Below are 13394 nucleotides of genomic sequence, written 5' to 3'. Positions count from 1 at the left end.
GGGCCGGGGGAGGCCCCGGCCCGCTGGACGCCGGCCGCAGATCCAACCTTCTTCAAGGCGGCTGTGCAGGAAGCCAGCCGAAGCTATGCGTGGGCTGTGAAGAATCCCGGCGCAGCAAAAAGCCCCGGCCCGCCTTGTGGGCGGACCGGGGCTCCGGGTGGTACGGGGTGCTACTTGGTGATCGGGCCGAGGACCGGATCGTCCACGTAAGCGGTCTTGACGTTCGCGGCGGTCACGATCTGCGGAGGCAGGAGGTACGCCGGAACGGTCTTGACGCCGTTCTTGTACGAATCCTTGTCGTTGATCTCGAGTTCCTTGCCTGCCTGCAGGTCCTTCACCATGGTGATGGCGTGCTCAACCAGCTTGCGGGTGTCCTTGTTGATGGTGGAGTACTGCTCGCCGGCCATGATGGACTTGACGGACTCAACCTCGGAGTCCTGGCCTGTCACGACGGGGAGCGGCTTGCCGGCGGCCTTGACGGAGGTCAGGACTGCACGGGCCAGGGTGTCATTCGGAGAGAGGACGCCGTCCAGGGATGCGCTGCCGTAGCTGCCGGTGAGCAGCGTGTCAGCACGGCGCTGGGCGTTTTCAGCCTTCCAGCCCTGGGTAACAGCCTGTTCGAATGCGGTCTGGCCGGACAGGACCTTGAGGGTACCGTCGTCGATCTTCGGCTTCAGGACGCTCATGGCGCCGTCGAAGAAGACCTTGGCGTTGGCATCATCCGGGGAACCAGCAAACAGTTCGATGTTGTACGGGCCGCTCGGCTTCTTGGCCTTCAGTCCGTCCAGAAGGGCCTGGCCCTGGAGCTCACCGACCTTGAAGTTGTCGTAGGCCACGTAGTAGTCCACGTTCTCGGTGTTCAGGAGCAGGCGGTCGTAGGCGATGACCGTTGCGCCGGAGTCCTTGGCCTGCTTGAGCTGCGTACCCAGCTGCGCGCCGTCGATCGCACCGACGATGATCACCTTGGCACCTTTGGTGACCATGGCGCTGATCTGGTTCTGCTGCTCGGAGACACCGCCGTTGGCGAACTGGACGTCGGCCTTGAAACCGGCGCCGGTGAGGCCGTCGTTGAACAGCTTCTCCGCGAGGACCCAGTTCTCACTGGTCTTCTGCGGAAGTGCGACGCCGATCAGCGAGTCCTTGGGGAACGCTTCCCCGCCAGCTGTGCTGCTGCTTGAGCCGCTGTCAGTGCGGCCGCAGGCCGTCAGCGCCAGTGCCGCGATGGCAGCTACTGCTGCTGCCTTTCCTGCTTTACCAAACATTCGCATATCTTGGTTCACTTTCTGTGTGGGTGGGGTGGAGCGAGTTCTCTGGGTTTGTGACCGGGTAGGGTCAGGCTTCCTTGGAGATGACCTCTTTGGTGGAAGTGGTCTCGTCCGGTTTGATCTCGTTGTTGCGCTGGAAGTTCTTCATCAGCAGGCCCGTGATGGACCGCTTGCCCTGGGTCTTGTTGTAGACATCGAAGGCGACGGCGGCCAGGAGCACCAAGCCCTTGATGATCTGGGTAAGGTCGGCGCCGACACCCAGCAGTTGGAGGCCGTTGTTCAGGACAGCCATGACCAGGCCACCGACGATCGAGCCGATCACGGTACCAACGCCACCGGTGACGGCTGCGCCACCGATGAACACGGCCGCGATGGCGTCCAGTTCCCAACCAACGCCGTCGAACGGACCCGATGCCGTGGAGCGGCCGACGAAGATCATGCCGGCCAGGCCTGCCAGGACGGACATGTTCATCATCACCAGGAAGTTGACCTTCTTGGACTGCACACCGGAGAGTTCGGCTGCATGGCGGTTGCCACCCACGGCGTAGACGTGGCGGCCGATGACGGTCTTGTCAGCGATGAAACCGTAGATCAGCACCAGGACCGCGAGGATCAGGCCGGGGATGGGGAACGAGGTTCCGGGGCGGCCGGTGGCGAACAGGTACGTGGCGTAGAGGATGGCACCGCAAATGAGGACCAGTTTGGTGACTTCAACCCAGAGTTCGGGAACGTCCGCACCCAAGGCCTTGTTGGCGGCGCGGGCACGCAAGGACATGACCACCACGAAGGCGGCTGCCAGGATGCCGATCAGGAGCGTCAGGTTGTTGAAGCCCGTGTTGGGACCGATTTCCGGGAGGTAGCCGGAGCCGAGGTACTGGAAGTCGTTGGGAACCGGGATGGTGTTGGACTTGCCGACGAACTGGTTGAAACCACGGAACAGGAGCATGCCGGCCAGCGTGACAATGAAGGCCGGGATGCCCACATACGCCGTCCAGAAGCCTTGCCAGGCACCGATCACGCCTCCGAGCACCAGGCCAAAGAGCACGCCCATGTACCAGGGAATGCCCCAGTCGCGGATGGCCAGGGCCACGGAAACACCGACGAAGGCGGCCACGGAACCCACGGACAGGTCGATGTGTCCGGCGATGATCACCAGGACCATGCCGATGGCCAGGATCAGGATGTAGGAGTTGCCGTTGAACAGGTTGATCACGTTGCCAGGGGTGAGCGTGCGGCCCTGCGTGAAGATCTGGAAGAAGACGATAAGTGCCACCAGGGCGAAAATCATGCCGAACTGGCGGGTATTGCCACCAAAGAGCTTCTTGAGCGCGTTCATTGTTTTGGTCCTTGGGTCAGGAAAGGGCGTTTCTGGGCCACTGGGTCAGGCTGTCTTGCGGTTGGAGGTCATGAGCTTCATCAGGCTTTCCTGGCTGGCTTCGTCTTTGTTCAGCACGCCGGTGATGGAGCCTTCGAAGATGGTGTAGATGCGGTCAGAGAGGCCCAGAAGCTCGGGGAGCTCCGAGGAGATCACAATGACTCCCTTGCCCTGGTTGGCCAGCCGCTGGATGATGCCGTAGATCTCATACTTGGCACCGACGTCGATCCCTCGGGTCGGTTCGTCCAGGATCAGGAGGTCCGGGTCGGTGAACATCCATTTGGCCAGCACCACTTTTTGCTGGTTGCCGCCTGAAAGCTTGGCAACGCCTTCTTCGACGGACGGGGTCTTGGTCCGCAGCGACTTACGGTAGTCCTCGGCGACCTGGAATTCCTTCCGGGTATCCACCACCGTGTAGTTGCTGATCTTGTCCAACGCCGCAGCTACGGTGGTGGTCTTGATGTCATCCAGCAGGTTCAGGCCCAGGGACTTGCGGTCCTCCGTGACGTAACCGAGTCCGGCGTCGATCGCCTGGCGGACGGTCTTCAAGTGCACGGGTTTGCCGTCCTTGTAGACCTCGCCCGAAATGAATCGTCCATACGAGTGGCCGAACAAGGACCGTGCCAACTCCGTACGTCCGGCACCCATGAGCCCGGCGAAGCCCACGATCTCGCCGCGGCGGACGAAGAAGTTGGAACCCTTGCAGATCAAGCGGTCCTGGATGGCCGGGTGGCCCACGGTCCAGTTCTTGACCTCGAAGAAGACCTCGCCGATCTTCGGTTCATGGTCCGGGAAACGGGACTCGAGCGTCCGGCCCACCATGCCCTTGATGATCCGGTCCTCGTCCACGCCGTCACGTTTGACGTTGAGCGTCTCAATGGACTTGCCATCACGGATGATGGTGATCTCGTCCGCGATCTGCTCGATCTCGTTGAGCTTGTGGGAAATGATGATGGACGTGATGCCCTTGCCCTTGAGGCCAAGGATCAGGTCCAGCAGGTGCTGGGAATCGGATTCGTTCAGCGCCGCGGTGGGCTCGTCCAGGATCAGGAGCCGCACGGACTTGTTCAGCGCCTTGGCGATCTCCACCAACTGCTGCTTGCCTACGCCGATTTCCTTGATGGGGGTGTCCGGGTCCTCGCGCAGGCCCACGCGGGCCAGCAGCTCGATGGAACGGCGGCGTGCTTCGGCCCAGTCAATGACGCCCCACTTGGTGGGTTCGTTGCCCAGGAAGATGTTTTCCATGATGGACAGTTCCGGGATCAGCGCCAGTTCCTGGTGGATGATCACGATGCCGGCGGCTTCGCTGGCGCGGATGTCCTTGAACTGCTGCGTTTCGGCTTGGTACACGATGTCGCCGGTGTAGCTTCCGTAGCCGTAGACGCCGGACAGGACTTTCATGAGGGTGGATTTGCCGGCCCCGTTTTCGCCACAGATGGCGTGGATTTCGCCTGCCTTTACCCGCAGGCTCACATTCGACAAGGCCTTCACGCCGGGGAATTCCTTCGTGATCGAGCGCATCTCCAAAAGGATGGGATCACCTTGCGTGTCGAGGGTTGTCATCAGCCCTTACGCCTCCAATGCATGACTTCGTTGTCGGCCCCGCGGCAGCGGAGCTTTCTGATGAAAAAGTAAACTGGATCACCCGTCTTGTCGTCAAGACTTGAACACAAGAACCAGCTAACGATTTCGTTACTTCGCGGTAATACCCGCGTGTTGGAACACCAGGGCGGCTGCTCCAAGGGCTTCGGCGCGCGCGCCAAGGGAGGACATGGCAAGGTGTGTCGTCTCGCCAACGACGGGCACCGCATGCCTGACCAGCCCTCGCCGGATGGGATCAAGCAGGAGGTCTCCCAAGCCTGCCAAGGGCCCGCCAACCACGATCACTTCAGGGTTGATCAGGTTTGCGACGTTCCCCAGGGCCCGGCCCACGGCAAGGCCGGCATCGTCCACCACGCGCTGGGTGGCAGAGTCTCCGGCGAGGCAATTCCGCACAATGTCCTGGGGCGTCAGCAGGGTGTCCTGCCCGCGGCCCAGGAGTTCGATCATGGTGGTGGTGGAGGCGATGGTCTCCAGGCATCCGCGATTCCCGCACCTGCATACCAAGCCGTGTTCGTGGATGGTGGCATGGCCGATTTCCCCTGTGATTCCCACGTTGCCGTAGTACGGAATCCCGTTCAGGATCAGCCCGGCGCCAATACCCGATCCAACCTTGAGGAACATCAGGTTGGCGACGCCGCTGTGCGGCCCCCATGTCACTTCGGACAGGGCTCCAAGGTTGGCGTCATTGTCAACAAAGACGGGGCAATTGAGGGCCTCCTCCAGTCTGTGAAGGATATCGATACCCACCCATTCGGGGAGGATCGCACCTTGCGCGACGGTGCCGGACCTGCGGTCGATCGGACCCGGAATGCCTGCTCCGGCGCCCACGACGGCGCTGGGATCGATGCTGTTTTCTTCGAGCAGCCTGGTCAGCAGCCGCACGGCGGCGGCGATGCCTTCCTCGGCCTGGTGGCCCAGTGGAAGCTCGATGAATTCCTCGGCAATCACGTGGTAGCCCAGTGATGCCAAGACCACCCGCAGGTGGCGACGGCCAAAGTCGATTCCGACGGCGACCGCACCGTTGCTGTTGAGCCTCACGTTGGTGGCCCGGCGGCCGGAGCTGGTGGTCGGTTCCGTAGAGACGAGGCCGGCGTCCTGCATGATTTTCACGATGTTGGAGACCGTTGCCGTGGAGAGGCCGGTCTGCCGCGAAAGTTCCGCCTGCGTTGACGGCCCACTTAACAGGCACTCGATGATCCGCTGCTGGTTCAAATGGCGCAGGGCGGACTGTGAGCCTGGTTTTCTCGGATGGCTCTTCGTTGAGCGCTGTGTAGCGGGCATGACAAGAAGAGTGCCCCATGTGACGGCTTGTAGTCAAGAAGTGAACACAAGCGGTGGGGGTTGACTGACATACTCCAACACAAGTTGACGCTGTACGTACCCGTTGTTGGGGCCCGCTAATCGCCCTCAGCAGGGTCTTTGGGGCGTAAAGCAGGCCCAACAACGTGAAGTCGGCGTGCGATGCGTCCTGTATTCCACAGGCCCGGGTCCAAATGTCCCAGCCGCCCAGGGTCAGTCGTGCCTAGGCTGGAAGAACAAAGTCTTCCCGGACCGCAAGTACCGGGATCCCGGAAAACCAAGGTGGTAATGATGCTGCTCTCAGTCCTGCAGGCCAACGCCTCCGTCCTGGACGTGGACGCCAACCTTCGGACCATCGACGAGGCCGCCCAGCGGGCCGCCCGGGCCGGTGCATCGTTGTTGCTGACGCCCGAACTTTTCCCCGTGGGCTACGCGCCGCTCCGGATCCACGCCGAACTGGCCCCCCAAACCCTCCCCGCTATCCGGCAGCGCTTGGCGGATATTGCGCGGACACACGGGATTGGCCTGGTCTACAGCCTCCCGGCACCTGCCCGGGAAATGCACGACGACGGCGCGCAGCCCACTGGCGTTGAAGAGCGCTGGCATATCTCGGCTACTTTGCTGGACGCCACGGGCGCAGAACTTCTCACGTACAACAAGGTGCATTTGTTCGGCCCGGAAGAACACAAGGCGTTCGTCGGCGCTCAAGCACCTCCCGCCGTCGTGGTTTTCAACGGAATCCGCACGTCGATGCTGATCTGCTACGACGTTGAGTTCCCTGAGGCAGTTCGCGCGGCGGCAAGCCGAGGCGCTGAGTTGCTGCTCGTGCCCACGGCGCTGTCCTCGGGGTTCGACAATGTGCCGCAAGTCTTGATCCGGGCGCGCGCCCTCGAGAGCCAGCTTAACGTCGCCTATGCCAACCATTGCGGGCACGAGGACATCTATAACTTCCTGGGCGGCAGCGTCGTTGCGGGGCCGGACGGTTCGCTGCTCGCCGCGGCGGGGGAATCGGCGTCGTTGTTGTTCGCCGAGGTGGGCACCGACACCGTCAAAGCAGCCCGGGCTGAAGTCCCGTACTTGAAGGAGCGCCGCCCGGACCTTTATGCGAAGTGGGAATATGCGGACTGACCGTCAGGCGATGACCCTGCTGTTCCGGTTCGGATCGAGGACATGCCATGCGAGGTAGTTGCTGACTGTCTCCGGATTGTGCTCGAACATCGAACAATGCCCCAGCCCAGGCAGTACGTGGAACTTCGCTCCGGGTGCCAGGTTCGCCAGCAATTCGCCCTCGGCCGGGGGTGCGCACTGATCTTGTTCGAAAGACACGACATCCAGCGGCACTGCCAAGGCCGGGACCCTGTCTTGGACATTGAAGTCGACGCATGCCCGCCACTGGGTGGGGATCGATGCCTCCATGTCTTCGATGGCTTGGGACTCGGATAGGGCCGTTTGTATACGGTTCCAGGTCTGAGGGTCACCCAACGCCTCCGCTGTGTAGTACATCGGGGCGTAATGGATGGCGTGGAAATCGGCCGGCATCCGCACGCCTTGCGCGCGAAGGGCAATCTCCGCCCGCATATAGTCGCCCACCCAACCGGAATCGCCGCGTGCACCGCCCGCAAGACTGACTACGGAGGCCACCAGATCCGGCCTGTCGAGGGCCAGCTGAAGAGCGACGAAGGCTCCCATTGAGTGGCCGACCACAGTTGCCGGCGAGTCGCAGGTTTGTTCCAGGAGATCCGCCGCATCAGAGGCCATGTCCGCTATGGACCACGGAAGCAGGTCCGCGCACTCGGTTCCGGGTGTACCGCGGTTGTCGAAAGTGATGTTGCGGAAGGCCTTCTCGAAGTTCGGAACAAAATGGTCGTGCCACGCTGATCCCCGATAGCCGCCTCCGGAGATCCAGAGAAGATTGGGGCCCTCGCCGGATACAACGTGGTTGGTTGTGAGTCGGCTGAGTTCGATGGCTTGGGGTGTGTAACGGTACGTCGTCATGGCTGGTCGACCTCGTCGTCACCCTCCAAGCCCGCGTCGGCAACGCTTATCCACTCCCGTTCTCCCACGAGATCCATGCTTCGGCAGAGGCCGTAGTAGACCAGTGCCGCAACGGCCATGCCGACATAGGGTGCAACGTCGTACCCCAGGATTTCGGCCACAGGCCCGTTCCACGCGCCAGTCATGACAAAGGGGAGCATTGCCAGCAATGACGCAACGTAGGCGGCGAAGCCGCGCCAATTCCAGCCCCCGTAAATTCCTCGGGGATTGAAGATCTCCCTGATCGAATAGCTGCCCTTGCGGACAAGGAAGAAGTCGACGAGGTTCGTGGCAGTCCAGGGTGCCAAGGCGTACAAGAGGATCGTCAGGAAGGTTCCGTAGCCGGCAAGAAGTGTGTCTGTTGCGGCCAAGGCGATGCCCAGGGAGACAATTCCAAAGGCTGCGGTCAGGGCAATTCGCATGGTGGCGGTCGGTCGCACGGAGCGGATGCTGTCCAGGATGCTGATCACCGTGAGCGAGCCGCCGTAGAAGTTCATGGATCCCAAATATATGGTTCCGATCAAACCGAGGACCAGGACGATCGAACCGAAACCGCCGAACACGGCATTTCCACCGAAAAAGAAGGCTTCGATGATTCCTGTTCCCGGAAAGGCAGCGGTTACCACGGCGGCAACGCCCATGACCCAGATGGAAGAGACAGCAAGGCCGAGGTAGGTGCTGAAGAAGGAAGCTTTGACGCTCATGTGCGGTAAATACCGCGTGTAGTCGGAGACGTAAGGCGCCCACGCCAAGCACGCAGCGGCCGCGGCGGCTCCTTGGGCCAGGAAAAACGTCATGGAGAAGCCGTCAGTGGAAAACGCGCCCTCCGGGAAAGTCAGGACCGGCGGCATCGCAAACGTGATGACGAGGTAGCACAGGAGAAAGGCGAGGGCTATCCATCGGGCCAATTTGTGAACAATGTTGTAGCCGACCGCCGCGACGATGACAGAGAGAGCTGTCGTCGCAACCATGCCGACGTTCTGCGGAATGGAGAACAGCAGCTCCAGTGTCTGGCCCATCAGGACCACCCCGAAGACGCTGAATCCGATGTATGCGGCGGCGGCGATGACGTAGATCAGGGCAGCGCCACGATACCCGTACTGCGGCCGGGACTGGATCATCTGGGGCATGCCGAGTTGCGGTCCCTGTGATGAGTGGAAGGCCGCAAAGAACGTGCCGAATGCCGAGCCTACAACGATGGCAAGAAGCGAATAGAAGAGATTCAGCCCGCTCAGGACGCCGATGGTTCCGATCGCCAGGGACGCAAGGTTGGCTGAAGAGGTGAACCAAACAGGCGTTACATGCCATGGCTTTCCATGCCGTTCCCGGCGCGGGATGTACTCGATCGAACGCCGTTCGAAAATCGGCGCATTGGACCTTGCTGCGTTTGCGTGGGAAGACTGGCTGTCCCGCGTTGCTGATTTCATGGGTTTCCTAAGGAGGTTCTACGCTCGCGGCAGCGGCCGAGGCCATGGATGTTTCTACATTGAGCGGTCCATGGGCTGGGTGCAACACTATTGAATAGTTGTTCAAGCTGCTGCGAGTCGAGCATGTGTGATGCAGGAAACACTAGAATTATCAAGCAAGTGGACAATGCGCGGTTGCGCTAATCGCAACTCGAGTGGAGTTGGTTATGGACGAAACATCAGGGCTCCGGGAGAGGGTCCGCGATTTGGTCCTGCGGACGCCGGGGACGCAGGGGAACTTCGCTGCCGCGGCGGCCATGGACAAAACGAAATTCTCGAAGTCGCTGAACGGCGTTCGGAAGTTCACGGCTTCAGAGCTCGGAAGAATCGCTTCACACGGTGGGGTGTCGACCGACTGGCTGTTGTATGGCCGCGGTGAGGCAGCCAGCAAGCGGGGACCAGCATCGGACGCGACGGCACCTGGAAGGGCCGCCGTCACCATGAAGAACGACGCACCCCACGAGAAAATCCTTGTGGAGACTTGGAAGCTCATCGCAAAGCATGGCTACAGGGGCGTGAGGGTTTCGGACGTGGCCCACGCAGTTGGTTCCAGTCCGAGCCTGGTCATCTACTACTTTTCTTCTCGCGATGAACTGTTGAACGCGGCCATGAGGCGCCACATGGAGCACTCCTTTGTTCGCCAGGTCGACGAGCTGAGGGGAATCAGTTCACCCAAGGACAGGATTCTGCGCCTCATTGAATTGCAGCTGCCGCTGGATGACAGCTCCAAGGAGGAATGGACATCCTGGATCCAGGTTTGGAGCGAATGTGTGCTGGAACCTCGCTTCAGGCGGATGTACTGGGACGCCTATCGCAAGTGGGACGGTTTCATTGCGCAGACCATCCGACTCGGCCAACATCAGGGCATCTTCAATGGCGGAGACCCGGAAGGGATGACGGCGCAGCTCACGTCGATGATCGACGGACTGGGCATCCAAGCGCTGCTCGGTGTTCCTGGCCGGGACGTCAATGATATGCGTCGGCAGTTGCATGATTTTGCCAGGAGGACCCTGTTCGCCTGAGAATTGCCATCAAAGTCGCCTAATTAAACCCTGGCCCGACGCGCTTTCACCAGCGAGCCCAGGGCAGCAAGAAGTCCTGCGAAAAGCAGCGTTCCGAGAATGACCGAGTACGAGGCGCCGAACTCGAGCCGGAAGCTGCCATGCGGGTCTTGCTGATGGTCGAGGTACGCAGATCCAGACATGCCCGCGTCCGAAAGTACGCCCACTGCGACCAGCACCAAAATAGCCGCAGCCAGCACAGCGACGATTGCCCCGCAAATTCCGATGGCTGGGTTGCACTGCTTGGACATAGGGGAGCTCCTTAATGACAACGCTTGTGTTGTGTGCCTCGAACCTAATCGATAAGCCGCGCTTCTTGGACACCCTTTTCAAAATTAGGTGGTGAAACCGGCAAAAATAGGTGGTGAAAACGGTCAATTGGGGGTTTTGACATGGTCCTCTAGGTGGTGTCCATCGAGCCTCAGTCAACCAGCGAATCCACATACTGCAACGCGATCCACAGCTCCGCGCGAATCTGTGCCGCGTTAAGGTCCAGGTCCAGCAGTTCCCCGATCACGCCGATCTGCCGCCGCACGCTGTTCCGGTGCAGGCCGAGCAGTTTGGCTGAAGCGTCCCAGCTGCCGTTCTCGGTGAGCCAACCGCGCAGCACCGACAGCAGGGGATCACGACGTTCCGGTTCCAAGGCAAGCAAGGGAGCCAGGACGCGTGACGCCAGCATGGTCCCGGCGTCCCTGCCAAGCAGCCCTGTCACAGACCACGTCACCTCATCCACGCGTGCGCTGACGCCCGTTGAAAGCACGCGTGCGCGGAGAGTGCTGACTCGTTGGTAGGCTGCGGCCAGCCCGTTGAGCTCGGTAGGTTCGCCGATCACCAGGCGCCAGCCGAGTTTCTCCACATCGGCGAGCAGCGAGTCGTCCACGCGCAGGCGGGTGATGGCGGCGAACCCGTAGTCCGTGATTTCCACGAGCTTGGTGTCGAACAGCCGACGCCACTGCAGCACTTCCCGCACGGGCCCATCGTCCACGGAGCCATCGACTCTGATGCCTTGGACCACCCGCATCTGGCCGGATCGCGTGGAGGAGAGGCTTTGGGCCAGCAGATCCTTCAAACCGTTCACGTGCTTGGTCCCGCCCGAAGCCAAGGACTCGGGATGGAGCAGCATGGCGGTTGCCAGCTGGCTCGGTGCCAAGGATCCGCTGGTCCGCTGCCGCACCAACAGCTCCAACAATCCCACCGCCGACTGCACCACGTTGTTCTGAGCAGGCGTCAGCGGCACATCCGAACCCAGGATCAGCGCGCCGAGGTTCGCATCCTTCGTACTCCGCAGCGGATGGCCGAACACCAACGCGGACCCCGCTTCCTCAAACCCATCCATTTCCACCCGCGGCCCGCTGCCGGACAGCAACCGTTCCAGCATGGGTGCCAGCAAGGAATGCTCGACGCCTGTGCTGCCGCCGGCGCTGTTGCCGCGGGCGCGGACCCGCCCGTCCGCACCCACAAGGACCGCCCACACGGGAACCCGACGGACCAACGCCGCGAGCAGTTCGTGCTCCGGCCTGGGGGAGAGCACGGCCCGCATGAGTTGCCGGTTGGTGTCGGCAAGTTGCCGGAAGACCCGGGCGTTGTCCGTTTCAAGGAGCTGCGAAAAGGACAGCCCGATCGCGGCGAACGGCAGGGACTCCGGGACTTCGAACAACGTGAGGTTGTGCGTCCGGCAAGCGTCAAGCAGGACATCGGGAACGGCGTCGAAATAGGGCTTGATACCAAAGCCCAGCGCAGCAACCTTGGCTCCCACCAGCCGCCGAACGTAGGCGTCCACCTTCGCCGCCGAGCCACCCTTCCCCAGGAAGGGCAACCCGGCGGTAAGCAGGAATTCGCCCTCCGGCAGATAGGGAGTTGGATCCTCAAGCTCACTCGGCTCCACCCATCGCAGCAGGGTGGCGCCGCTGCCGCCGTCATGAAGTGTCTTCAACTCCGGCGGCAGCTGCTCCAGGAACTGCTCAAGCGTGACGAAACTCAGGCGGGCGCTCGCGGGCTCAGGCAACATGGCCCTGCCCGGCGTCGGCCGGCTCCTGGTAGTCGGGGCATTCGAAGGCACTCGTTTGATAAGCGCGGGGGAGGCGTGGCGCGATCCGGTTGATGATCTCGTCGCCGTGGCTGCCTATCGCGGCGCCCCAGTCGTCGGCGCTCGCAGCCCCGCTGGCCGGATCACCGAACAGCACAGCGGTGTCTCCGACGTCGATGCCCGTGGCGTCAGGGCCGAGGTCCACCATGAACTGGTCCATGCAGACCTTGCCGATCACGGGAACACGACGCCCTGCGATGTTCACCACGGAACGCCCGGTGATGCCTTTCGGGATGCCATCCGCGTAGCCGAGCGGGATGAGACCAAGGTAACGGGGCTCGTAGGTGATGGCCTGGTGTTCGTAGCTGACGCCCGTACCAGCCGGAACTTTCTTGACCATGACCAATGGCGCGGTGGCACTCAGGGCGGGTCGCAGCCCGAAATCCGCTGGATCCAGGTGGTCGGCGGGGGCCAAGCCGTAGATCGCCAAGCCTGCACGGACCATATCGAAGTGGAATTCGGGCCGGTCCAGGATGTTTGCCGAGCTTGATACGTGCCTCAGTTCGGGGGAGAGCCCTGCGTCCCGTGCCTGCTGGGCGGCGTCCTCGAACTCCGCGACGGCGGCCGCGTTGGCCGGATGCGCGGGGACATCCGCCCAGGCCAGATGGGTCCAGATGCCACGGACCCGCAGTGTGCCATCGAGCTCTGCCTGACGTGCCCGGGCCACCAGTTCGGGCCAATCCTCCTTGCGCGCGCCGCCGCGGCTGAGGCCGCTGTCGAGTTCCAGATGTACGACGGCGGGACGGCCCAAGCGGCCGGCGATGCCTTCCAGCACCTCCAGCTGATGGACGCTTCCCAGGGACACATCGATGTCGTTTTCGAGTGCTTCGAGGATGGTGGCGCTGGTCTGGGATGCCAGATAGAGCCAGGAAAGAATCGGGACTGTGATTCCTGCTTGGCGCAGTGAAATGGCTTCGGACAGCTGGGCCGTGCCGAGCCAGTTGGCTCCTGCTTTGACCGCCGTGCGGGCCACCTCCACGAGGCCGTGGCCGTAGGCATTGCCCTTGACTACGGCCATGAACGACGGCGCTTCAGTGCGCTTTTTCAGGACTTTGATGTTGTCTGAAATCGCAGACAGATCGACGGTGACCTGGCCGGAAAGGACCGCCGGAGTGGGCGATGATTGATGTGCATTACGTCTCATGGATGAACACTATAGGTCATTTTGCACCAGCTTGAGAGGTGGCTCACATGACAGTCTTGAAG

Annotated in this window: 11 protein-coding genes; 2 read left to right on the top strand and 9 right to left on the bottom strand. The window is 61.9% G+C overall.

Features of this window, described 5'->3' with window-relative positions:
• Positions 1–170: 170 nt before the first annotated feature.
• The 4 genes from ACIQT2_RS13410 to ACIQT2_RS13395 all read right to left on the bottom strand — a co-directional run bounded on the left by ACIQT2_RS13410 (position 171) and on the right by ACIQT2_RS13395 (position 5523).
• Positions 171–1268 (bottom strand): substrate-binding domain-containing protein, encoded by a 1098-nt coding sequence (locus tag ACIQT2_RS13410; RefSeq protein WP_397325373.1) that lies wholly within the window; start codon positions 1266–1268, stop codon positions 171–173.
• A 64-nt stretch (positions 1269–1332) separates the two neighbouring features.
• Entirely contained in the window at positions 1333–2601 is a 1269-nt protein-coding gene (mmsB, locus tag ACIQT2_RS13405; protein WP_397325374.1) for a multiple monosaccharide ABC transporter permease, read from the bottom strand.
• 45 nt (positions 2602–2646) lie between these two features.
• A complete protein-coding gene (mmsA, locus tag ACIQT2_RS13400) occupies positions 2647–4203 on the bottom strand; it encodes a multiple monosaccharide ABC transporter ATP-binding protein (RefSeq protein WP_400337457.1) in 1557 nt (518 codons plus the stop codon).
• Between the two features lie 129 nt (positions 4204–4332).
• Positions 4333–5523, bottom strand: a complete 1191-nt coding sequence (locus ACIQT2_RS13395; protein ID WP_400337456.1) for an ROK family transcriptional regulator — start codon at positions 5521–5523, stop codon at positions 4333–4335.
• 306 nt (positions 5524–5829) lie between these two features.
• Between ACIQT2_RS13395 and ACIQT2_RS13390 the strand changes: the two genes are divergently transcribed.
• Positions 5830–6669 (top strand): carbon-nitrogen hydrolase family protein, encoded by an 840-nt coding sequence (locus ACIQT2_RS13390; protein WP_402947094.1) that lies wholly within the window; start codon positions 5830–5832, stop codon positions 6667–6669.
• A 3-nt stretch (positions 6670–6672) separates the two neighbouring features.
• Here ACIQT2_RS13390 and ACIQT2_RS13385 read toward each other — a convergent pair whose 3' ends face one another.
• Both ACIQT2_RS13385 and ACIQT2_RS13380 read right to left on the bottom strand, forming a co-directional pair.
• On the bottom strand, positions 6673–7536 hold the full coding sequence (locus ACIQT2_RS13385; protein ID WP_402947091.1) for an alpha/beta fold hydrolase: 864 nt from the start codon (positions 7534–7536) through the stop codon (positions 6673–6675).
• Positions 7533–9002 carry a purine-cytosine permease family protein gene (locus ACIQT2_RS13380; protein WP_402947089.1) on the bottom strand — a complete coding sequence of 490 codons (1470 nt, stop codon included), beginning with the start codon at positions 9000–9002 and terminating at the stop codon, positions 7533–7535. The genes ACIQT2_RS13385 and ACIQT2_RS13380 overlap by 4 nt, the downstream gene beginning before the upstream one ends.
• 206 nt (positions 9003–9208) lie before the next feature.
• On the opposite strand from ACIQT2_RS13380, the gene ACIQT2_RS13375 reads away from it, so the two are divergent.
• Entirely contained in the window at positions 9209–10063 is an 855-nt protein-coding gene (locus tag ACIQT2_RS13375) for a TetR/AcrR family transcriptional regulator (RefSeq protein WP_402947086.1), read from the top strand.
• A gap of 23 nt (positions 10064–10086) precedes the next feature.
• Here ACIQT2_RS13375 and ACIQT2_RS13370 read toward each other — a convergent pair whose 3' ends face one another.
• From ACIQT2_RS13370 to alr, 3 genes are all read right to left on the bottom strand, one after another.
• Positions 10087–10353, bottom strand: coding sequence for a hypothetical protein (locus ACIQT2_RS13370; protein WP_402947083.1), 267 nt, complete (start codon positions 10351–10353; stop codon positions 10087–10089).
• Between the two features lie 170 nt (positions 10354–10523).
• Complete coding sequence (locus ACIQT2_RS13365; RefSeq protein WP_402947081.1) at positions 10524–12110, bottom strand: PucR family transcriptional regulator; 1587 nt, start codon at positions 12108–12110, stop codon at positions 10524–10526.
• Positions 12100–13332 carry an alanine racemase gene (alr, locus tag ACIQT2_RS13360; RefSeq protein WP_400337451.1) on the bottom strand — a complete coding sequence of 411 codons (1233 nt, stop codon included), beginning with the start codon at positions 13330–13332 and terminating at the stop codon, positions 12100–12102. Before alr ends, ACIQT2_RS13365 begins: the two co-directional genes overlap by 11 nt.
• Positions 13333–13394 lie beyond the last annotated feature (62 nt).

Source organism: Paenarthrobacter sp. NPDC090522 (assembly GCF_044769225.1).
GTDB lineage: Bacteria > Actinomycetota > Actinomycetes > Actinomycetales > Micrococcaceae > Arthrobacter.
Note: the sequence above shows the minus strand (reverse complement) of the source record. Positions and strands in the feature narration are given on the sequence as shown.